Below are 21,500 nucleotides of genomic sequence, written 5' to 3'. Positions count from 1 at the left end.
CCGCCGCGCTCGCGCAGCAGGTCGTCGCCGAGGGCACGCCCGACGCAGGCCGCATGCTCACCTATACCTGCGTGGGCTGCCACGGCATCGAAGGCTACAAGAACGCCTATCCGCACTACCACGTGCCAAGGATTGGCGGCCAGTCCAGCGAATACCTGGTCAACGCGCTTACCGAGTACCGCAACGGCACGCGCAAGCATCCGACCATGGAAGTCCAGGCGCAGAGCTTCTCCGACCAGGACATCGCCGACATCGCCGCCTTCCTTTCGGGCCTGACGCAGTGAGCCGCGCCATGAAGACTTCCGCACTCGGCCTTGCCGTCGCACTGGGCACCAGCCTCCTCCTCGTCGCCTGCGGGGGCGCACCTGCGGAGCCGGGCCTGGTGGAGGCCACCTCGGTCAACTCGCTCCCCGTGGGCCGCATCGCCGAAGGCGAGGCGCGCGCCAACGTCAAGGGCGAGGCCACGGGGCAGACCTGCATCGACTGCCACGGCGCAGATGGCAACGCGCCGCTGGACGCGACCTATCCCAAGATCGGCGGCCAGTACCAGGACTACCTGGCGCATGCGCTGCAGGCTTACCGCAGCGGCGATCGCGACCATCCGCTGATGTCCAACCAGGCGCGCGACCTCGACGACCAGCAGATCGCCGACCTCGCCGCCTACTTTGCATCGCGTCCGGCGCAGGTCCGCGACCTCCACGGCGTCCACAGCATCAACTGAGGTCGACGCCCGGCAAGAGCTGTCCACGAAGCCCGCCATGCGCGGGCTTCGTGCCGTCTGGAGCATCCGTACCGCAGTACCGCAGCCCGGCGGGGCCTTCGCTCAGGACTCCGGCGGCGGCCCGAGGCTGTCCTGGTCCTCCTGCAGGTCCCGCTTGAACGGGACCTCCGGGGGCGGGCGCGCCGCCGCCGGCTGCTCCTGCAGGTTGGGATCGACGATGCCGCAGCCGCCGCCAAGGGCGAGCATGACCGTGACGCAGCGGATCGACTTGGTGGTGCCGGGGATCGGGATCAGCACTTCGGTGACGCTGCGCCGCACCCATTCCTCGAGCAGGCTCTCGCTGGGCATCCAGAAGCGATCGAAGGACGTCGGCTCGTAGTCGTAGGGCGGGCGCTTCAGCCAGGTGCCGTGGCGGTCGATGTTCTCGAAGTCCTCGGTGATCGTGCCCGGCGGCAGGCCGCCGCCGACGCGGCCATCGCCCGGCAGCCGCGGGCTGCCGTCGGCATTGAACAGGCCCGCGGCACCCGGCGTGCCGGCCTGCCGGCCGGGCACATCGCGCGCGGAGTCGCCCCAGTCGTCGCTGGCACCCGCGGACGGAAGCGCACCTGGCGGCTGTCCGGGTCGTTGCCCGGCACCCGGCGCCTGGGCCCCGGTGCTGCGCGCGCCAGGGCCGGCCTCCGGACGGCCGCCGGCAGCGGCGCTCTGCCCGCTTGCCGCCCCTTCGCCCGCGGCCCGTTCCGACGGCGTCGACGCAGGCCGGGGGCCGGCCGTGCCGGCAGTCGCGCCGGCAGCGGCGGGAGCCGGACGCGCCGCGGGCATCGGCACCGCGCGCTCGCGAACCGCCGGCGCGGCGGTCGCAGCCTCGCGGGTGCGGATCGGGGCGATGTCCCGCGACGGACGGACCGTGACATCGCGGGCTTCGGGAAGTTCGATCTCGCGTTCGACCACCGCCACGCCGCGGGGCGAGGGCTGCGGCACGGCCACGTCCAGCGCGCGGGTCGCCGGCGCCAGCGGCACCGGCACCTCGGCGGGCGCCTGCACCTCGATCTCGCGGTTCCGCACGGAGACTTCAGCCGCCGGAATCGAAGGTGCCTGCAGCGCGACCGCGCGCGCCGGCGGCACGACGAAGTCGCTGTCGGGGATGTCGACCTCGGTGACCTGGAGCACGTCGGGTACATGGACCTGCGGCGGCGCAAGCTCGGGCACGTCGAGGACGAACTCGCGCTCCGGCAGCGGCGGTGGCGGCGCGGCCGGTGCACTCCCGGGCGGCACGTCCGGCAGCGCTTCCGCGGCGGCCGCAACGTCCCGCGGCAAGTCGCTCGCCGCTGCCGGCGCCGCGGACGCGGGCTCCGCGGGCGATTCGACCGCTGCCTCGACCGCGCCGCCGCCGCTGTCGTCCGGCGTGCCCTCGCCGATGTACTCCACCTGCAGCACGTGCTCCTCGCCGTCGCGTGCATCCTCCGGGGGCGCGGCGAAATGGAAGCGGGCGAGCATCAGCCACACCAGCGCCGCCGCGAACAGCAGGTGCAGCAGCAGGCTTCCCGACGTCGCAATGACGCGCGTCCAGCGCTCGTCGCGGCTGGCCGGCTGCCATTCCTGGCGCCAGAGCGTGGTGAAGGCCCGCCAGCGGCCAAGGCGCTCGACCGTGCCGGCCGGCAGCACCGGCTCACGCGCGGCAAGGACCGCGAGCAGGTCGTCCGCAGTGGCGCCGCTGATGCGCCCGGGTCGCGCAGCCATCGCTGTGAACCAGTCGCGCCAGGCCGGCGGAAACTCGCCGGGCGGCGGCAGTGGACGCAATGAGCGCCGCGTGCGCCGGCGCAGGGCTTCGATCAGTTCGGCGGAAGTGAACATCCGTCGGCGTCGAAGCGTGTCGGACGATCAGGCCGAAGCGCGCGGGATGTACGGCGCCGCACCGGTGTCATGGTCGGTCGCATCGCGCACCGCGGTCACGCCCGGCACCTGCTCGAGCAGGGTCTTTTCAATCCCCTGCTTGAGGGTGACGTCGGCCATGCCGCAGCCATGGCAGCCACCGCCGAAGCTGAGGATCACCACGCCCTCCGCACTGACTTCCTGCACGCTGACATGGCCACCGTGCGAGGCCAGCTGGGGATTGACCACGTGTTCGATGGTCCAGCGCACGCGCTCGACCAGCGAGGCCTCGTCCTCCGGCTTCACGCCCTTGATGCGCGGCGCGCGGATCTGCAGCTGGCCACCGGTGGCCAGGGTGGTGTAGTCGATTTCGGCGCCTTCGAGGAAGGGCACGCTCTCGGCGTCCAGCCAGAGGGTGAAGCCGGTGCAGTCCACCGCCCATTCGTCACCGCGCAGCTCATCGGGCGCGGCGAACTCCAGGCGCACGTCGGCCTGCGGCGTACCCGGGCGCGTCGCCCCCAGGCGAACGCCCATGCCGGGCACGGCCTCGCGCTCGATCAGCTTGCGGAAATGGGTCTGTGCGGAATCTGAGATCTGGATCATGCGGGTATTCTAGCCGCCCCGCCCGGGTTTGCCGGCGATGCCGGCTGGCGACGTGCCGATCGATACCGCGCGTTCAGCAGCCCGGGCCGCCTGTCCAGGAGCCGACCATGTCCGACCACACCTCGCTTGCCCACGCCCACTGCACTCCGCGCCGCGGCCCGGAGCACCGCCTGTCCGACGCCCGGATCCGCGAACTCATGACCGAAGTGCCCGAATGGACCCTGGCCGAGGAGGGCAAGGCGCTGCTGCGGACCTTCCGCTTCCCCGACTACCGCCACACCATGTCCTTCGTGAATGCCCTGGCGCACATGGCCAACCGCGAAGACCACCACCCCGACCTTGGGGTGCATTACGACCGCTGCGAGGTGCGCTTTTCCACCCATGACGTCGGCGGCCTGAGCGAAAACGACTTCATCTGCGCCGCGCGCACCGACGACCTGGCCGCCTGAACCACGGCCCCGGGGCATCGTGTTCAGCCGAGGCGATCGAGCGCCTCGACCAGGTCGGGCGCCAGTGGCGCGCTGAGCACATAGGGCGCCTGCCCTGCATCGAGCGAGAACTCCAGCGAGGCGGCGTGCAGGAACAGCCGGCGCAGGCCGACCTTGTCGCGCAGGCGCCGGTTGGCCTCGGCGTCGCCGTACTTGTCGTCGCCGGCTACTGCATGGCCGATGTGGCGGGCGTGGGCGCGGATCTGGTGGGTGCGGCCGGTCTCGATCCGCACCTCGCAGTACGACTGTCCGCCGCGGCGCTCGAGCACGCGGAAGTGGCTGAGCGAGGGTTTGCCGGAGGGATCCACCTGGACATGGCGCTCGCCGCCCTGGCGCAGGCCGACGTGCAGCGGCGCATCGACGCTCATCACGCCATCCGGCATCCGCCCCAGCAGCAGGGCCAGATAGCGCTTGCGCAGCCCGGTGCCGGTGCCCTCGCGCATCAGCGCCTGCAGCTCCGACATCGCCGAACGCTTCTTGGCCACCACCATCAGCCCCGAAGTGTCGCGATCCAGTCTGTGGACCAGCTCCAGCTCCTGGTTGGGGCGCAGGGCGCGCAGCGTCTCGATGACGCCGAAGCTGATCCCGCTGCCGCCATGGCTGGCGACGCCGGAAGGCTTGTTGATCGCCAGCAGGCGCGCGTCCTCGAACACGACGCTGCCGGCCACGGCCTCGAGCAGGCCGGGCGACGGGCTGCCCTTGTCCGCCGGATCCTCGATCCGGACCGGCGGGATGCGGACCTCGTCGCCACCCTCCAGGCGCCGGTCGGCGCGCACGCGCCCCCCGTTCACCCGCACCTGGCCGCTGCGCACGATCTTGTAGACCAGTGAGCGCGGAGCACCCTTGAGATAGGCGAGCAGGAAATTGTCGAGGCGCTGGCCGTCGCGATCCTCGGAAATGCGGACCTGGCGTACGCCGCCGGTTGCTGGGGTCTTGCCTGGATCGGACATGCGTGGATTCCCTGCGGGGTGCTGGAAGCCGCCCTTCGCGGGGCGTCTTGCCTGAATTCTTTTCTGCTACACTCGCCGGGCGAGATAAGGTCCTGATTTCGCTGGAAGTTCCCCGGCCAAAAGCCGGCCTTCCGCGAGTCCCTCCAGAGCGCGACCACTGCCCCCGGGGCAGCCATGTTAGCGGCTGGACGGCAGCTCCTGTGATCGCCCGGTGCACGCACCGGCGCTGAACATGTCCCGCGCGGCGCGCAGGCCTGCCCCCAAGGGGGTGCTCCTGCGCTGCCGCCGGCCCAAAAAAGCATTATGGAACAAGCGCTCCCGCGGCCCGCCGTGGTGTGCAGCGCTGGAAGCAACCGGAGTCGCCAGGCGCTCGCGCGCCGGCGGCAGGTCAGATCCAGGCGAAACGCCCCGGCGTTCCGCGTGCGAGAGCGCGTAAGGAACGCAACAATGAAGCGCATGCTGATCAACGCGACGCAGGCAGAGGAACTGCGCGTCGCCATCGTCGATGGCCAGAACCTGTACGACATCGACATCGAGCAACCCTCCCAGGAACAGAAAAAGTCCAACATCTACAAGGGCCGCATCACCCGCATCGAGCCCTCGCTTGAAGCCGCCTTCATCGAGTACGGCGGCGAGCGCCACGGCTTCCTGCCGCTGAAGGAAATCTCCCGCGACTACTTCGCCTCCGGCGTCGACCACAACAAGGCCGGCATCAAGGAGCTCCTGCGCGAAGGCCAGGAAGTGGTGGTCCAGGTGGACAAGGACGAGCGCGGCAACAAGGGCGCGGCGCTGACCACGTTCATCTCGCTGGCCGGCCGCTACATGGTGCTGATGCCGAACTCGCCGACCGCCGGCGGCGTCTCGCGCCGCATCGAGGGCGACGACCGCGCCGAGCTGAAGAAGGCGATGGACGCGCTGGCGATCCCCGACGACATGGGCGTGATCATCCGCACCGCCGGCGTCGGCCGCGACGCCGAAGAGCTGCAGTGGGACCTCGACTACCTGCTGTCGATCTGGAAGGCGGTGGCCGAGGCCGCGCTGAGCAAGCCCGCGCCGTTCCTGATCTACCAGGAATCGCGCCTGATCATCCGTGCGCTGCGCGACTACATGCGCGCCGACGTCGGCGAGATCCTGGTCGACACGCCGGAGATGTACGAAGAGGCGAAGGAATTCGTCGAGCTGGTGATGCCGCACAACCTGCGCAAGCTCAAGCACTACACCGACGACGTGCCGCTGTTCAATCGCTACCAGATCGAATCGCAGATCGAGAACGCGTACGAGCGCACCATCCGCCTGCCCTCCGGCGGCGCACTGGTGATCGACCAGACCGAGGCCCTGACCGCGGTCGACGTCAACTCGGCGCGCGCCACCAAGGGCGGCGACATCGAGGAAACCGCGTTCCACACCAACCTCGAGGCTGCCGAAGAGGTGGCCCGCCAGCTGCGCCTGCGCGACCTCGGCGGCCTGGTGGTGATCGACTTCATCGACATGTCCTCCAACAAGCACCAGCGCGAGGTCGAGAACCGCCTGCAGGGTGCGCTGAAGTACGACCGTGCACGCGTGCAGCTGGGCCGCATCTCGCGCTTCGGCCTGCTTGAGATGAGCCGGCAGCGCCTGCGCCCGAGCCTGGGCGAGTCCAGCCAGATCGTGTGCCCGCGCTGCGAGGGCCATGGCCGCATGCGCAGCGTCGAATCGCTGGCGCTGGCGATCATCCGTCTGGCCGAAGAGCATGCGATGAAGGACAACACCGGACAGGTCCTGGTCCAGGCCCCGGTGGAAATCGCCAACTACCTGCTCAATGAAAAGCGCAGCGCCCTGCGCGAGATCGAGAAGCGCCACGACGCGCCGATCGTGATCGTCGCCGACGAGCAGCTGCATACGCCGCATTACGAAGTCACCCGCCTGCGTACCAACGAGCTCGACGACGAGTCCGCGAAGCCGAGCTACCGCCGCGGCACGCCGCGCAAGGTGGCGACCATCGCGCTGACCAAGGCCAACCTCAACGTGCCCGCGGCCGCAGTCACCAAGGTCCAGCATTCGCGCCCGGCACCGGTGCGCGAGCCGCGCCCGGCGCCCGAGGCGGCGCCGGCACCCGCTCCGGTGGCCACGCCCGCCGCGGTGCCCGCCCTGCCGGCGATCGCCGCCAGCGGCGGGATCGTCGGCTGGCTGAAGGCCCTGTTCGTGGGCCAGCCCGAGGCCGATGTGCGCAAGCCGGCCGCGGACAAGTCCGGCGGACAGCGCCGGGGCGAACGCGGTCCGCGGCAGGAGCGTGACGGAGGACGTGACGCAGAACGCGACGGTCGCGGCGGCAAGGGTGGTGGTCGCCGCGATGGTCGTCGTGGCAACGGCGGACAGGGCGCGGGCAGGCAGCAGAAGGCCACGGCCCAGAGCAGCCAGGACGGCCATGACAGCCCCGACAGCCAGGCAGCCACGGCGCAGAAGCAGCCGCGCGAGAAGCCGGCACGCGAGAAGCGCACCGAGCGGCCGGAAGGCGAGCGTGGTACCCAGGGCCGCAGGCGTCGCAGCGAAGAAGTGCAGGTCCCGGCTGCGGGCGACAAGCTCGCGCAGGACGCTGGCGACAATGCAGCGGTGGTCGCTCCGGCGGCGACCGCGATTGCAGCCGCGGCCGCAAGCGGGTCGGCGGCTTCGCAGACTCCGGCCGTCGACCCGGGCACGCAGGGCGACGGCGCGCGCCGCAGCCGCGCGCCCGCGGCCTCGGCCAGCGATGAGCTGCCGGGCTCGGATGGTGCCGACACCGGCAATTCCGGCAATTCCGTGAATGCCGGGACGGCAGCCGGCGACTCCGACGACGACTCCGGCCAGGCCGCGCAGAAGCGTCGCCGCGGACGCCGCGGTGGCCGCCGTCGCCGTCGCGGTGCGGGCGAAGAGAGCAGCGGTGACAACGCCAACGGCGTCGACATCGCAACGGGCGAGGACGCTTCGGACGTTCCGGTTGCACGCAGCTCGCAGCCGGAATTCGACTTCGTCGACGATGCGCCGCAGCCGGAATTCGACTTCGTCGACGATGCGCCGGCGGCGAAGCCCGTCCAGCGCCAATCGCCGGCGGCGGATGCGACCACGGTCGCTTCGGCTGCTCCTGCCGCGCCGGACACTGCGGAAACTCCGAAAGCCGCCGCCACTCCGGCAGCCGTGGCCGCCACCGCGGTCGCAGCGACGGTCGTGCAGCAGCAGACGCCGGAACCAGCGGACGCGAACATCGGCGAGCCTGCGGATGCGAAACCGCAGGGCGCCGCGAACGCGGGCCTGGCCCGGGTCGAGGACACGGCTGCGCCTGCGACCGGGACGTCCGTGATCGAGGCCGCGCCGGTGGCGCCGGCGACCGAAGCGCCGGCGATCGAAGCCCCGGCGATCGATGCGCCTGCGGCCGAGGCCCTTCAGGCGACGCCGATCGGGACCGTGCCGCCGGCAAGCCCACAGCCGCGCGGCCTGTTCGACGGGCTCCAACCCGCATCCGACACAGCCTCGTCGCCCGCCCCGGCAGTATCTTCCTCCGCCTCCCTCCCCCTTCCCTCTCCCTAAGCCGTGTCCCCCCCCCCCCCCGCGGCGCCTGCGGACGCCGCTGCGGAAGCAGTCGCGGATGCGGATGCGGATGCCGAAGACGCGGCCACGGATGCGGCGAACCCCGCGCCGCGCGCAGAAGACGACCAGGCGCCCACCGGCGCCTGATCGAAGCCCCCCCCGCGTACGCTAGACGATGGCGTGCGCGGGGTCGGCCATGCCGTACTGGCTGGCCAGGCGCGCAAGCGCGATGTTGTCGTGCACCCGCAGCTTCTCGAACAGCCGCGTCTTGTGGGTGTTGATGGTCTTTGCGCTCAGGCTGAGGCGGCGCGCGATTTCTTCCTGGCGCATGCCCTGGATCAGCAGCATCGCGACTTCGGTTTCCCGCGGCGACAGCGCATCGAACGGTGATTCCGCCGCATCGAGGCCCGACAGGGCCAGCAGCTGCGCCACCTTGCTCGCCAGGAACCTCCGTCCTGCCGCGACCTCGCGGACAGCGCGCAGCAGCTCCTGCGCATCCCCGCCCTTGCCGACGTAGCCCGCGGCCCCCGCGGCAATCATCCGTTTGGGCATCGGTCCGTCCTCGAGCACCGACACCACGATCACCCTGGGGCCGTATTCGCCCCGGACGATGCGCTCGGTGACCTCCAGCCCGCTGACGCCGGGCAGGTGCAGGTCACAAAGTACGATGTCGGGCTTCAGCGCCCGGATCTGCGGCAGGGCATCCTCGCCGCATTCGGCTTCGCCCACCACTTCGATGTCGGCTTCTGCCGACAGAATCATGCGCATCCCGGCGCGTACCAGTGCGTGGTCATCCACCACGTAGACTCTGATGGTCATCCTTGTCCCCTTCGCCACCTTTCATGAACCCCTGCCACGAGGCTAGCGCCGGTGGCGAGGTGTCGCAAGCAGGAGCGGGACGCAGTACCGGACACAATGTGATGCGGCGCGCAGCGCGCGAGGAAAACGACGGGAAACGATTTGCAATTTGGTGGAAGAGGTGGGATTCGAACCCACGAATGGTTTCCCATTGCCGGTTTTCAAGACCGGTGCCTTCAACCGCTCGGCCACTCTTCCGCAACTGCCTGGCGGCATCTTCCCGGAGCGTCGAGCTGCGGTATCCGATGCCGGGTGATCACGCGCCGCGATTGTCGCACGACATGACGCAGGCGCCCTTCCCTCCGTGCTGCCCGGCCGGTCAGGCCGCGGCGGCCGGCGCTCCCGCCCCGGCGTGTCGTTCGCCGCAGCTCTCGCAGTCCAGGCGCGACGCCTCGATCAGCGGCGGCAATTTTTCCGCCAGGAAATCGATGAACACGCGCACTGCCGGCAGCAGGCCGCGGCGCGATGCGAACACCAGGTGCGCGATGCCCTGCGGCAGGCGCCACTCGGGCAGCACCACTTCCAGCTCGCCGCTGCGGACCGCGTCGGCGCACAGGGTTTCCGGAAGCATGGTGATGCCCAGGCCCTGCCGGGCCAGCGACATCAGCATCGGGAAGTCGCCACCCGCGATCCGCGGCTTGAGGTCGACGCGCCGTACTTCGCCATCGACGCCCTGGAGTTCCCAGCGCTGGCGGACCTCGTCCTCGCTCATGGTCATGGTGGTGTGGTCGTTGAGCTCTTCCGGCGTGGCCGGCCGGCCGGCGCGATCCAGGTAGGTCGGGCTTGCGACCAGCAGCTCCTGGATCTGGCCGAAGCTGCGCATCACCAGGCTGCCGTCGTCATCGAGCTTGTTGCGCACGCGGATGGCGACGTCGAAGCCCTCGTTGATGACGTCGACGCGGCGATTGTTGACGTGCATCTGCACGCGCACCTGCGGGTAGCGCGCGAGGAACTCCGGCAAAAGCTTCGGCAGCTGCTGCTGCGCCAGGCTCACGGGCACGCTGGCGCGGACAATGCCGCGCGGCTCGGCGCTCAGGCGGTCGACGACCTCGCGCGCGGCGGTGGCTTCGGCCAGCATCGACTGGGTGTGGCGATAGACGCTCTGGCCGACGTCGGTCACCGCGAAGCGGCGCGTGGAACGTTGCAGCAGGCGGACGCCGAGTTCGGTTTCGAGCTGGCTGATGCGCCGCGAAAGCCGCGACTTGGGAATTCCCAGCGCACGCTCCGCCGCGGCAAACCCGCCGTGGTCGACGACCATGGCGAAATAGTAAAGATCGTTCAGATCCTGCATCTGCCCTTACCTCACCGAAACAATTGCTGATATTTCAGCATAGTCGTCCCATATATGCAACGAATGCCGGTGGGCTGGCTCGCCGAACGGAGGACGGAACCACTCCGGATGCCGTCGCCTGCACCGCGGCGCCAAGACCGGGCTGCAGCCACGCCGGAGGTCAGCGGATCGCGTCCACGCCACCCATGTAGGGCCGCAGCACCTCGGGCACCGTGATCGATCCGTCAGCCTGCTGGCCGTTCTCCATGACCGCCACCAGCGCGCGGCCGACCGCCACGCCGGACCCGTTGAGCGTGTGCACCGGTTCCGGCTTGCCGCTGGCGTCGCCGCGCCAGCGTGCCAGCATGCGACGGGCCTGGAAGTCGCCACAGTTGGAACAGGAGGAGATCTCGCGCCAGGTGTCCTGCGACGGCAGCCAGACCTCGAGGTCGTAGGTCTTGCGCGCGGCAAAGCCCATGTCACCCGAGCACAGCAGCATGCGCCGGTACGGCAGGCCGAGGCGCTCGAGCACCACTTCCGCGCAGCGCGTCATGCGTTCGTGTTCGGCATCGCTGTCGTCGGGGCGGGTGACCGAAACCAGTTCGACCTTTTCGAACTGGTGCTGGCGGATCATGCCGCGGGTATCGCGCCCGTAGGCACCGGCCTCTGCCCGGAAGCACATCGAGTGCGCCGCCATGCGCAGCGGCAGCGCCGCGGCGTCCACGATCGTGTCGGCGACCAGATTGGTCAGCGGCACCTCGGCGGTGGGGATCAGATAGCGTTTCGAAGCCGCCTCGCCCTCGCCAACGATGGTCGCGAACAGATCGTCCTCGAACTTCGGCAGCTGCCCGGTACCACGCATGGCCTCGGCGTTGACCAGCACCGGCACGCTGGTTTCGCCATAGCCGTGCTCGTCGACGTGCAGGTCGATCATGAACTGCGCCAGCGCGCGGTGCAGGCGCGCGAGCTGGCCGCGCAGCACGGTGAAGCGCGCACCGGATAGCCGCGCGGCCGCGTCGGCGTCGAGCCAGCCGTGGCGGGCGCCAAGGTCGACGTGGTCGCGGATGTTGAAATCGAACGCGCGCGGCGTGCCCCAGCGGTGCTGTTCGACGTTGCCGGATTCGTCGCTGCCGGCGGGCACGCTCGCGTCGGGGAGGTTGGGGATGCCCATGGCAATGGCATCCAGCTCGACGCGGATGCGTTCCAGCTCGACCTCCGAAGCCTTCAGTTCATCGCCGAAGCCGGACACCTCGGCCTTGATCGCCTCCGCGTTCGCGATGCTGTCCGCGGCCTGTTGGGACTCACCGGCAGCCTTGAGGCGCGCAGCCGACCCCATGAGCATGCCGATCTCCTTGCTGCGCGTGTTGCGCAGGTTCTGGAGCTCTTGCGTGCGTACCTGCAGCGCCTTGCGACCTGCTTCGAGGGTTTCGAACGCGCCGGTGTCGAGCTCGAAGCCGCGGGCCTCGCGCAGGCGCAGGGCGAGCGCGGCAGGGTCCTGGCGCAGAAGATTGGGATCAAGCATCGCGTCGCTTCATGAAGTGGCGGACCGGGGATTATCGCGCGTCGCGAGGGCATCTGCTCCGCGGCGCCGTGGCAGAATCGGGGCATCCGCAATCGCAGGGCGCCACATGCTAGCCACCCCGTCACGCCGTCCCCTGCCCCTTCCCACCGGCCGCGGCTGGTGGCTCGTGGGCGCCGGCATCGCCGCGGGCATCGCCATTTTCCTCGTGCTCTGGTTCGTGCAGCGCGACGGCAGCGACCCGTATCGCGCCGATGTGCAGCCGCCCGGGGCATCCGCGCAGGTGTTCCAGCCGCTTCCCACCCCGCCCCGCTCGGGCACTTCGATGGGCGCGGGCGTCCCGGAAATGCCCTCGTCCGGTGCCCGCGTGGAAGAGCCGGCGCCCAGCGCCCCGCCCCTGGCCGCAGGCCGCGCCCCGGATCCCGCCGCACCGGCCGTGCAGCCCGTCGAGCTGTCGGCCAGCTCCCCGGTGCCGATCAGTTCACCGGGCCCGACCTATCCCGCACGCGCCCTGCGCCGCGGCGAATCCGGCGAGGTGCTGCTGCGCATCCAGGTGGACGCGCGCGGCGTCCCCGCCCAGGTCGACGTCGCATCGAGCAGCGGCTCCCGGGACCTCGACCGCGCGGCCCAGCGTGCGGCCCGGCGCTGGCGCTTCCGCCCGGCAATGCGCGACGGCAGCCCCAGCGCGGGCACCGTGACCGTCCCGATCCGCTTCGACAGCGGGCGCTGACCGCGCGCCAGCCTGCACACACGGCCGCGACCTGGCCTGTGGAAGGCTTCCTCCAGCTGCTGCACTGCGCACGCAGCCAAGGAGCCGTGCATGGCCGATCCGGACCGCAATCCGAACACACCCCCACCGCCACCCCAACCGCCACCCGCTGCCGGGCCGGAGCGCAGGACCGCTGCACCGCTGCTGTGGATCGTGCTGCTCCTGGCGCTGCTTGCATTCGGGTGGTTCATCTACAGCCAGCGCGCCGGCGTCACCGCCGCGCCCGAAGCGCTGCCGCCACCGGCCGTCGAGATCGGTGATGGCCAGGACGACGCCGCCGAGCGCGAGCGTGCCGCGGATGACGCCCGTCGCCGGACGCCGGAGCCGCCCCGACCCGCCGCACCCGCGATCACTGCTGATCGCGGCGCGAAACCGCTGACCCGCATCCAGCCCGTGTACCCGCCGGCGGCCTACCGCGACCGCGCGCAAGGCACGGTGCTGGTGAGCGCCGTGGTCGGCATCGACGGCCGGCCGGGGGACGTGACGATCGCGAGCCGCAGCGGATCCCGCGATCTCGACCGGGCCGCGATCGAAGCGGTAAGGAAGTGGACCTTCCAGCCGGCGATCAGCGGTGGCGACCCCGTGTCCAGCACCGTCGAAGTCCCGGTGACCTTCCGCCTCGACGAGGGCTAGGCGCGGTCAGCCCTGGCGCAGGCTGAAACCCGCGGCCTGCGCCATCGCTTCGAAACCGGGGAAGGAGGTCGCGACATTGGCGACGTCCCCGATCACGACCTCGCCCGCGGCCAGCTGTGCCGCGACCGCGAAGGACATCGCGATGCGATGGTCGCCGATGCTCTCCACGCGGCCGCCGAGCAGCGACCCGCCCTGGATCTCCATGCCGTCGGGCAGCTCGCGCACGCGGATGCCCAGCGCCTGCAGGCCGACGGCCATGGCATGGATGCGGTCCGACTCCTTGACCCTGAGCTCGGCGGCCCCGCTGATGCGCGTCGTGCCGCGAGCACAGGCCGCGGCCACCGCGAACACCGGGAATTCGTCGATCATGTCCGCGACCAGCGCTTCAGGAAGGTCGATGCCCTGCAGCGTCGCATGGCGCACCGCGATGTCCGCGACCGGACCGCAGGCACCGGCGCGCCGGTCCATCTCGCGAATGTCGGCGCCCATCGTGCGCAGCGCATCGAGCAGGCCGGTGCGCCGGGGATCCACCCCCACCGAACGCAGCAGCAGCGACGAACCCGGCACCAGGGTCGCGGCCACGATGAAGAACGCCGCCGACGAGAAGTCGCCCGGCACGTCGATCTCGCGCGCGCGCAAGCGATGCCCACCGCTCAGCCGCACCGCGCCGGCCGATGCGTCCACCGGCCAGCCGAACGCGGCCAGCATGCGCTCCGTGTAGTCGCGCGTTGGCCGCGGCTCGCGGACGCTGGTCTCGCCATCGGCATACAGGCCGGCAAGCAGCACCGCGGACTTCACCTGGGCGCTGGCCACCGGCGGTTCGTATGCGATCGCGTGCAGCGGCAAGCCCCCGCAGATCCGGAGCGGCGGCCGCTCGCCGTCGACGGAGTCGATCACCGCGCCCATCGCCTGCAGCGGCGCGGTCACCCGCTGCATCGGGCGGAGCGACAGCGAGGCGTCACCGCAAAGCACCGTGTCGAAGCGCTGGCCTGCGAGCAACCCGGCCAGCAGGCGCATCGCGGTGCCGGAGTTGCCGCAGTCCAGCACGCCGGTGGGCGGCTGCAGGCCGTCGATGCCGACGCCATGCACCACGCGGCACGCCGGAGACGGCGCCTCGATGCGCACGCCCATGGCGCTGAAGATCGCAGCGGTGGCGCGCGTGTCCTCGCCCTCGAGGAAACCGTCGATGCGGGTGCTGCCATCGGCCAGCGCGCCGAACATCACCGCACGATGCGAAATCGACTTGTCGCCCGGCACGGTGAATTCGCCCGACAGCGCCCTGCCGCGCGATGCCACCCAGCCCACCGGGTTGTTCGCGCCCATCGCCGCTCGCCCGCCGCTCACGGCACGGCGACCGGGTACGAGCCCAGCACACGCACGTCGCCGGCGAATGCATCGATCTCGGCCAGCGCATCCTTCAGCGGCGACTCCTCGGCGTGTCCACCGACGTCGATGAAGAACGCGTACTCCCACAGCGCGCCATGGGAGGGCCGCGACTCGATGCGGTTCATGCTGATGCCGTGCCGCGCCAGCGGCTCGAGGATCTTGTACAGCGCGCCGGGCTGGTCGCGGATCGACACCATCAGCGAGGTGCGGTCGTGTCCCGACGACGGGAACGCGGCGCGCCCGATCACGAGGAAGCGCGTGGTGTTGTCGCTGCGGTCCTCGATCGGGCCCGCGACCGTCTTCAGCCCGTAGACCCGGCCCGCGCTTTCGCCGGCGATGGCCGCCGCGTCGTCGGCGTTGCGCGCGCGCCGCGCACCCTCGGCGTTGCTGGACACCGGGAATTTCTCCGCCAGGGGCAGGTGCTGCCGCAGCCAGTTCTTGCTTTGCGCCAGCGACAGTCCGTGGGAATAGATCCGCTCGACATCCCCGATCCGCCCCGTGCGCGACATCAGGTACTGGTGGATGCGCAGCTCGACTTCGCCGCAGATCATCAGCGGCGAGGTGAGGAACATGTCGAGCGTCGACTGGATCGTGCCCTGCCCCGAGTTCTCCACCGGCACCACGCCAAAATCGGCGGCGCCCGACGCAACCTCGTCGAAGACCTCTTCGACGCTGGCCAACGGCAGGCCCAGCGCCGAGTGCCCGAAGTGCTTCTGCACCGCCTGCTGCGAGAACGTGCCCTCGGGGCCGAGATAGCCGATCTTCAGCGGCTCCTGCTGCGCAAGGCAGGCGGACATGATTTCGCGGAACAGGCGCAGCAGCACGTCGTCGGCCAGCGGGCCGTCGTTGCGGTCGACCACGCGCCGCAGCACCTGCGCCTCGCGCTCGGGCCGGTAATAGTCGATGGCGGCGGCAAGCCTGCCCTTGGCGCGGCCGACCTGGCGGGCGAACAACGCGCGCTCCGCGATCAGCGCCTGGATCTCACGGTCGATGCCGTCGATCTGGGCACGCACCGCGGCAAGGTCCGGCTTCGCCGCCGACCCGCCGCCCTCGCCCTTATCGTCCTTGCTAGCCATGTCGACGCTGGAAATCCGCCATGTGATCGACCAGCGCCTGCACCCCGGCCAGCGGCATCGGGTTGTAGATGGACGCGCGCATGCCGCCGACCACGCGATGCCCCTTGAGGCCGATCAGGCCGGCCTCGCGCGCTTCGACAAGGAAGGCCTCGTCGAGCGCGGGGTCGGGCAGGAAGAACGGCACGTTCATGCGCGAGCGCACGGCCGGCTCGACCTGGTTGCGGTACCAGCCGCCGGAACCATCGATGGCCGCATACAGCAGTTTCGCCTTCTCTTCGCTGCGGCGCGCGAATTCTTCCACCCCGCCCTGTTCGAGCATCCAGCGGAAGGTCAGGCCGGCGACGTACCAGTTCCAGGTCGGCGGCGTGTTGAGCATGGAATCCGCGGCCAGCTGCAGCCGGTAGTCGAAGATGTCGGCGCGCGGCTGGCCGGCGCGTTCCAGCAGGTCGCGGCGCACGATCACCACGCCGATGCCGACCGGGCCGAGGTTCTTCTGCGCGCCGGCATAGATCGCGCCGAAGCGCGAGACGTCGATCGGCTCGGACGCGATGCTGGAGCTGAAGTCCGCGAACAGCGGCACCTTGCCGGTCTCCGGATAGGCGTGGCCTCCCGCCACCGGCGGACGGAATTCGACGCCGTGGATGGTCTCGTTGGCGGTGACGTGCACATAGGCCGCGTCTTCGGAGAGGCGCCAGCCCGCGGCCGGCGGGATGCTGCGGTAGCCATCGGCCTCGCTGCTCGCGGCCACGTTCAGGTCGACATAGGGCGCGGCCTGGCGGGTGGCGATCGCGCCCCAGTGGCCGGTGAGCACATAGTCGGCGCGCTGCCCGGGGGCGGCGAAGTTCAGCGGCAGCAGCGCCTGCTGCGCCGTGGCGCCGCCGGGGAGGAACAGCACCGCGTAGTCGGCTGGAATGCCGATCAGCTGGCGCAGGTCGGCCTCGGCGCGGGCGGCGATTTCGATGAATTCAGGCCCGCGATGGCTGATTTCAACGATCGAGGCGCCGGCCTCGCCATATTCGAGCATCGTGTCCCGGGCCTGGAGCAGCACCGGCTCCGGCAGCATGGCGGGACCGGGACTGAAGTTGTAGGCGCGCGACATGGCTGGACCTCGGGGTACGGATGGGCGATCCAGTATGCCGCAATGCAGCAGCGCGGCATCACCTGGCCGGCGTTAGGATTGGCCCTCCCCCAAGGCGAGATGCGGACATGTCCCGCTACCAGTACGCGCGACTTCCCGGCGAGCCACTCACCGACGAGGCCGTCTACCGCGACCGGCGCCGATTGCTGCAGATGCTTGCGCTGTCGCCGGCCCTGCTCGCGGCAGGCTGCCGCGGCGCCGAGCCGCCACCACCGGTCGACGTCCCGCGCACCGCCGGCACCGGCGCGCGCACCGGCTTCGACACCGACGAGCCCCTGACCCGCTACGAAGACGCCACCGGCTACAACAACTTCTACGAGTTCGGCAGCGGCAAGGCCGATCCGTCGCGCGCGGCGAAGACGCTGGTGACCTCGCCGTGGTCGGTGGCGGTTTCAGGCGAATGCGCCCGCCCGGGCACGGTGCCGCTGGAGACGCTGCTCAAGGGCCTGGTGCCGGAAGAGCGCGTCTACCGCATGCGCTGCGTCGAAGGCTGGTCGATGGTGATCCCCTGGCTCGGCGTGCCGCTGGGCGAGGTGCTCAAGCGTTTCCAGCCGACGTCGGACGCGAAGTACGTCGCCTTCACCAGCCTCGCCGACCCGCGGCAGATGCCGGGCGTGCGCGCGCCAATCATCGACTGGCCCTACCGCGAGGGCCTGCGCATCGACGAGGCCATGCATCCGCTCACGCTGCTGGCCACGGGCATGTACGGCAAGCCCTTGCCGCAGCAGAACGGCGCGCCGCTGCGCCTGGTGGTGCCGTGGAAGTACGGCTTCAAAGGCATCAAATCGATCGTCGCGATCGAGTTCACCCGCAAGGCGCCAAGCACCGCATGGAACGACATGCAGCCGCGCGAGTACGGCTTCTTTGCCAACGTGAATCCGGCCGTCGACCACCCGCGCTGGAGCCAGGCGAGCGAGCGGCGGATTGCCGGCGACGGCAACCGGCTGTTCGCCGACCGCATGGCCACGCGCCCCTTCAACGGCTACGCCGAACAGGTCGCTTCGCTGTACCAGGGCATGGACCTGGCACGCTGGTATTGAACGCGCCCGGCGGGGCGCGGAATGCTCCGCGCAGCGGTACTGGCCTGGTCGCGGCCAAGGCCGGCGTCCACGCGCTCGCGCTGACGCCGCTGGCGCTGCTCGGCTGGCAGGCTTGGCAGGTGGGCAGCGGCGCCGATATCGACGCACTCGGTGCCGACCCGGTGGCCGCGATCGAACACGAGCTAGGGCTGTGGGCGCTGCGCCTGCTGCTCGCCACGCTGGCGGTGACGCCCCTGCGCCAGCTCCTGCAGCAGCCGCTGCTGATGCGCTTCCGGCGCATGCTCGGGCTGTACGCATTCGTCTACGCCAGTCTGCACTTCAGCGCCTACCTGGTGCTCGACCTGCGTGGCTGGTGGGCCCAGGTGCTGATGGAAATCGTCGAGCGGCCCTACATCACGGTGGGCTTCGCGGCCTGGCTGCTGCTGGTTCCCCTGGCGCTGACCTCGACCCGCGGCTGGATGCGGCGGCTGGGCAGGAACTGGGGACGGCTGCATCGCCTGGTCTACGTCATCGCGACGCTTGCGGTGCTGCATTTCTGGTGGGTGGTGAAGTCCGATGTCCGCGAGCCGCTGCTGTACGCGGCGATCCTCGCCGTCCTGCTGGGATGGCGGCTTGCCCGGCGGCGCCGGCGAAGCGCGCCGCCGTCGCCGGCCCGGGCTTCAGCCGGTACCGAACAGCAGCAGTAGCGCCAGCAGTCCCGCCAGCACCAGGGCCGTGACCAGCAGCCATGGCAAGCGCATCGCGCCGCCGCGTCCGCCCGCGGCCGGTGCCTCGGCGGGAGCCGCCTCGGCCCTGGAATCCCCTCGCGCACCGGACGGCGCCTCGAGCACGAAGCGATGATGGGCGTCGAACACCACCTGGTCGCCGGGACGCAGCACCACGTCACGCACCGGCTCGCCGTTGACCTGGCTGCCCTCGGCCGAGCCAAGGTCGCGCAGCACCACTTCGCCACGCAGCATCTCCAGGCGGGCATGGCGCTCGGAAAACGCGGCTTCGTCGATGCGGATGTCGGCTTCGGGCGCGCGCCCGACCAGGCGCGGGCGCTCGAGCGTGAAGCTGCGCCCGTGGTAATGGCCACCGACCCCGCGCAGCACCACGCGCACGTCGCCAGCCTCGCCGGTGCTGTCGCCGAAACCGCCCTCCGGCTGCCGCGGCGCTTGCGGTGCGACCAGGCGCATGCCGCTGCCGTCCACGAACACCGCATCGCCCACGCGCAGCATCGCCATGCGCTGCACCGGGCGGCCGTTGACGTGCACGCCGCGCGTGCCTTCGGGGACGGTGAGCCAGACGCCGCGGCGGTCGACGCAGAAGTTCACGATGGCGGCGTCATGCACCGGGCCGAGCGTGGCGTCGCCAGCGGCCCGCCCGATGCCGTGCACGCCGACGGCCAGGGGGTAGTCGTCGCCGGTGGAATCGAAGCGCAGCCTGAGAGTGTCCATGCGCGGTGGAATCTATCACGCGCCACCCTTGGATCGAGCCGCCGTCGCCTCCAGAATGTCGGCCCAAGTACACGGAGCAGCCCATGGCCGACATCGACATCCACCACCCGCACCAGCTGTCCATGGCAGCCGCGCGCGACGCCGTGCAGCAGGTCGCCGACAAGCTGGTCGAGCGCTTCGGGGTGGACTGCCGGTGGCAGGGCGACGTGCTCGGCTTCAGCCGCGCGGGCGTGGACGGGACCATCTCGCTGCAACCCGGCGAAGTCCAAGTGCGCGCGCAGCTCGGCTTCCTGTTCGCGGCGATGCAGGGCCCGATCGAATCGGAGATCCGGCGCGTGCTGGGCAAGCACTTCGGCTGAGCGCGGCACGCCGGCCGCCAACCGGGCGCGCGCGGGTCTATCCTTGGGGTTCCGGGGACAGGGGCGGAACACATGCTGAAATGGACGCTGGCAATCGTCGTCGTGCTCGCGATCGGGGCGGCCGCCACCTGGCTGGCGCATGGCCCACTGCGCCGCCGTGACGAAACCGCCGCCGGGATCACCGCGCTGTCGGCGATGTCGTGGCGCGAATTCATCCGCATCGTGCTCGAAGCCCTGTCGCGCCGCGGATACCACCGCCTGGTGGACCGCGAGGCGCCCTCCGGCGAGAGCGACCACACCCTGGTCCGCAACGGCGACCACTGGCTGCTGTCGACCAAGCACGGCAGCGCGTTCGTGCTCGGGCGCGCCGCCGTCAACGAGCTGACCGCGGCCATGGGCCTGGCCGGTGCCGTGGGCGGACTGCTGGTCACCCAAGGGCGCATCGACGACGACGCCCGCCGGACTGCACACGGCCAGGCCGTGGAGCTGCTGGACGGCGCGACCCTGTGGCCCGAACTCCGGCCGCTGATGCCGGCGCCGACGCTTGCTCCGATGGAAAAGGCCTCCGCCAAGCGCGCGCGTGAGCGCAGCCTGGCAGGCTGGCTGCTGGCCCTGATCGCAGGCGTGGCGGTTTTCAGCCTGCTGCCCGCAACGCGGCCGTCCGCTGCCGCCGTGGCTCCGGCCTCAGGCGTTGCCGCGGATGCCGCCGCCGATATGGCTACCGCGGAACCGGCCACCCCGGCGGGCGAGCCGGATGCCGCCACGCTCCAGGCGGAGCGCCGGGAGCTGGCCGCCGCCATCGCAACGCTGCCCGGAATATCCAGGGCCTTCTGGACCAGCAGTTCGACGCTGGAAGTCCTGTGGTCCGGCAGCGAAGGCGAGCCTTTCACGGCCATCTGCCCGCTCGTGGAGCGCTATCCGGCGCTGGCCTCGTCGCGCATCCAGCTCACGCCGCCGCGAGACAGCGGCCGCGCCGTCCGCTTCCGGCAGTGCCGCAGCTACTGAGGCGCCGCCTGCCCGGCTGTCACCGGACCGTCACCGTTCGGACATCATCGGGTCACCCCTCGCCGCTGGAATAGTGCCCGGGCCTCGTCCTGCACGCGCCTCCACTGCGCGATGCGGCCGTCCGCCGCGTCCTCCTCCTCTCCAGATACCTGCGTTGCTTGCCGGGTCCGAACGGGCCCGGCCTTTTTTTGTTCTTCTCCCAACCAAGGCTCGCACGCCGCCCGGGGCCAATCCCGTGGAACGGCGCCACCCCAGCCCGTGGGAGCGGGCCTCCCCCGGCCTGTGGGAGCGGCGCCTCCCCAGCCTGTGGGAACGGCGCCTCCCCAGCCTGTGGGAGCGGCTACAGCCGCGATCGACGACAGCGCGGGACCAATTTGTTGCGTCTGGAGCAGCTCAGTCCTGATTCTGGCTGCCCGTGCCGCGCATTTCTCCGTTTTAGTCCGCGCTGCCCGTCCCGCACACAGGGGGTGTGCTGCGCCGGCCGTCTCCGCGTCCTGCTCCCAGCGGCCGGGCGCCGGCCATCCATGGCCGGCTCTCCGCACACCCCCTGTGCACGGGACGGGCCATGGAGTTTCTTGGCTTCGGGACGGAGATCAAGAGCGGGCGCTCTTGTCCGTGCTCGTGCTCGTGGGCGTAGCCGTGACCGTGGCGTGGCTATGCCGGTTGACGGTCCGCCGGGTTTCGACGTCGCAGCCGCTGCCTTCCTCCCCCGACCGCGCAAAAGGTCCGGGCCCGGGGGGGGGGGGGGGGGGGGGGGGGGGGGGGGGGGGGGGGGGGGGGGGGGGGGGGGGGGGGGGGGGGGGGGGGGGGGGGGGGGGGGGGGGGGGGGGGGGGGGG

At 70.9% G+C, this 21,500-nt stretch carries 20 protein-coding genes and 1 tRNA gene; 10 read left to right on the top strand and 11 right to left on the bottom strand.

Features of this window, described 5'->3' with window-relative positions; translation table 11 throughout:
* The first annotated feature begins 53 nt into the window (after positions 1–53).
* A complete protein-coding gene (locus WCD84_RS10425; protein WP_343254039.1) occupies positions 54–284 on the top strand; it encodes a c-type cytochrome in 231 nt (76 codons plus the stop codon).
* Positions 285–292: 8 nt separating this feature from the next.
* On the top strand, positions 293–721 hold the full coding sequence (locus WCD84_RS10420) for a c-type cytochrome (RefSeq protein ID WP_343254021.1): 429 nt from the start codon (positions 293–295) through the stop codon (positions 719–721).
* A 102-nt stretch (positions 722–823) separates the two neighbouring features.
* On the opposite strand, the gene WCD84_RS10415 is transcribed toward WCD84_RS10420, so the two are convergent.
* Complete coding sequence (locus tag WCD84_RS10415; protein WP_343281325.1) at positions 824–2,572, bottom strand: hypothetical protein; 1,749 nt, start codon at positions 2,570–2,572, stop codon at positions 824–826.
* A 27-nt stretch (positions 2,573–2,599) separates the two neighbouring features.
* A complete protein-coding gene (locus WCD84_RS10410; RefSeq protein ID WP_343254023.1) occupies positions 2,600–3,193 on the bottom strand; it encodes an NfuA family Fe-S biogenesis protein in 594 nt (197 codons plus the stop codon).
* 107 nt (positions 3,194–3,300) lie between these two features.
* On the opposite strand from WCD84_RS10410, the gene WCD84_RS10405 reads away from it, so the two are divergent.
* Positions 3,301–3,642: a 4a-hydroxytetrahydrobiopterin dehydratase gene (locus WCD84_RS10405; protein ID WP_343254024.1), complete on the top strand. Its 342-nt coding sequence runs from the start codon at positions 3,301–3,303 to the stop codon at positions 3,640–3,642.
* A 23-nt stretch (positions 3,643–3,665) separates the two neighbouring features.
* Here the strand turns inward: WCD84_RS10405 and WCD84_RS10400 are convergent, their stop codons facing one another.
* Positions 3,666–4,631 (bottom strand): RluA family pseudouridine synthase, encoded by a 966-nt coding sequence (locus WCD84_RS10400; RefSeq protein WP_343279254.1) that lies wholly within the window; start codon positions 4,629–4,631, stop codon positions 3,666–3,668.
* Positions 4,632–5,078: 447 nt separating this feature from the next.
* On the opposite strand from WCD84_RS10400, the gene WCD84_RS10395 reads away from it, so the two are divergent.
* Complete coding sequence (locus WCD84_RS10395) at positions 5,079–8,171, top strand: Rne/Rng family ribonuclease (protein ID WP_449280102.1); 3,093 nt, start codon at positions 5,079–5,081, stop codon at positions 8,169–8,171.
* A 168-nt stretch (positions 8,172–8,339) separates the two neighbouring features.
* Here the strand turns inward: WCD84_RS10395 and WCD84_RS10390 are convergent, their stop codons facing one another.
* The 4 genes from WCD84_RS10390 to serS all read right to left on the bottom strand — a co-directional run bounded on the left by WCD84_RS10390 (position 8,340) and on the right by serS (position 11,821).
* Positions 8,340–8,990 carry a response regulator gene (locus tag WCD84_RS10390; RefSeq protein ID WP_343254040.1) on the bottom strand — a complete coding sequence of 217 codons (651 nt, stop codon included), beginning with the start codon at positions 8,988–8,990 and terminating at the stop codon, positions 8,340–8,342.
* A gap of 149 nt (positions 8,991–9,139) precedes the next feature.
* Positions 9,140–9,227: transfer RNA gene (locus WCD84_RS10385), tRNA-Ser, on the bottom strand.
* 121 nt (positions 9,228–9,348) lie between these two features.
* Complete coding sequence (locus WCD84_RS10380) at positions 9,349–10,320, bottom strand: LysR substrate-binding domain-containing protein (RefSeq protein ID WP_343254041.1); 972 nt, start codon at positions 10,318–10,320, stop codon at positions 9,349–9,351.
* Between the two features lie 160 nt (positions 10,321–10,480).
* Complete coding sequence (gene serS / locus WCD84_RS10375; protein WP_343254042.1) at positions 10,481–11,821, bottom strand: serine--tRNA ligase; 1,341 nt, start codon at positions 11,819–11,821, stop codon at positions 10,481–10,483.
* Positions 11,822–11,927: 106 nt separating this feature from the next.
* On the opposite strand from serS, the gene WCD84_RS10370 reads away from it, so the two are divergent.
* Both WCD84_RS10370 and WCD84_RS10365 read left to right on the top strand, forming a co-directional pair.
* Positions 11,928–12,548 carry an energy transducer TonB gene (locus WCD84_RS10370; RefSeq protein ID WP_343281324.1) on the top strand — a complete coding sequence of 207 codons (621 nt, stop codon included), beginning with the start codon at positions 11,928–11,930 and terminating at the stop codon, positions 12,546–12,548.
* A gap of 90 nt (positions 12,549–12,638) precedes the next feature.
* Positions 12,639–13,220: an energy transducer TonB gene (locus WCD84_RS10365; RefSeq protein WP_343281323.1), complete on the top strand. Its 582-nt coding sequence runs from the start codon at positions 12,639–12,641 to the stop codon at positions 13,218–13,220.
* 6 nt (positions 13,221–13,226) lie between these two features.
* Here WCD84_RS10365 and aroA read toward each other — a convergent pair whose 3' ends face one another.
* Genes aroA through serC form a run of 3 tightly spaced genes read right to left on the bottom strand, consistent with a single transcriptional unit; the run spans position 13,227 to position 16,781 of the window.
* Entirely contained in the window at positions 13,227–14,543 is a 1,317-nt protein-coding gene (gene aroA / locus WCD84_RS10360) for a 3-phosphoshikimate 1-carboxyvinyltransferase (RefSeq protein ID WP_343281322.1), read from the bottom strand.
* Positions 14,544–14,560: 17 nt separating this feature from the next.
* Positions 14,561–15,682 carry a prephenate dehydratase gene (gene pheA, locus WCD84_RS10355; protein WP_343254046.1) on the bottom strand — a complete coding sequence of 374 codons (1,122 nt, stop codon included), beginning with the start codon at positions 15,680–15,682 and terminating at the stop codon, positions 14,561–14,563.
* Positions 15,675–16,781, bottom strand: coding sequence for a 3-phosphoserine/phosphohydroxythreonine transaminase (gene serC / locus WCD84_RS10350; RefSeq protein ID WP_343281321.1), 1,107 nt, complete (start codon positions 16,779–16,781; stop codon positions 15,675–15,677). Before serC ends, pheA begins: the two co-directional genes overlap by 8 nt.
* 107 nt (positions 16,782–16,888) lie before the next feature.
* Here serC and msrP point away from each other — a divergent pair, with 107 nt between their 5' ends.
* Positions 16,889–17,860, top strand: a complete 972-nt coding sequence (gene msrP / locus WCD84_RS10345) for a protein-methionine-sulfoxide reductase catalytic subunit MsrP (RefSeq protein ID WP_343281320.1) — start codon at positions 16,889–16,891, stop codon at positions 17,858–17,860.
* Positions 17,861–17,904: 44 nt separating this feature from the next.
* Entirely contained in the window at positions 17,905–18,546 is a 642-nt protein-coding gene (locus WCD84_RS10340; protein ID WP_343281344.1) for a protein-methionine-sulfoxide reductase heme-binding subunit MsrQ, read from the top strand.
* Here the strand turns inward: WCD84_RS10340 and WCD84_RS10335 are convergent.
* The gene (locus tag WCD84_RS10335) at positions 18,520–19,299 is read right to left on the bottom strand and encodes an FHA domain-containing protein (protein ID WP_343254049.1); all 780 of its coding nucleotides are present in this window, start codon (positions 19,297–19,299) and stop codon (positions 18,520–18,522) included. The two genes, WCD84_RS10340 and WCD84_RS10335, sit on opposite strands and share 27 nt — an antisense overlap.
* 83 nt (positions 19,300–19,382) lie before the next feature.
* Between WCD84_RS10335 and WCD84_RS10330 the strand changes: the two genes are divergently transcribed.
* Together WCD84_RS10330 and WCD84_RS10325 are read left to right on the top strand one after the other, a co-directional pair.
* Complete coding sequence (locus tag WCD84_RS10330) at positions 19,383–19,658, top strand: polyhydroxyalkanoic acid system family protein (RefSeq protein WP_343254050.1); 276 nt, start codon at positions 19,383–19,385, stop codon at positions 19,656–19,658.
* 72 nt (positions 19,659–19,730) lie between these two features.
* Entirely contained in the window at positions 19,731–20,663 is a 933-nt protein-coding gene (locus tag WCD84_RS10325; protein ID WP_343254051.1) for a restriction endonuclease, read from the top strand.
* The last annotated feature ends 837 nt before the right edge of the window (positions 20,664–21,500 follow it).

Source organism: Luteimonas changyuni, assembly GCF_039548395.1.
In the GTDB taxonomy this organism is placed as follows: Bacteria; Pseudomonadota; Gammaproteobacteria; order Xanthomonadales; family Xanthomonadaceae; genus Luteimonas.
This window is presented reverse-complemented; position numbering and strand designations above follow the sequence as displayed.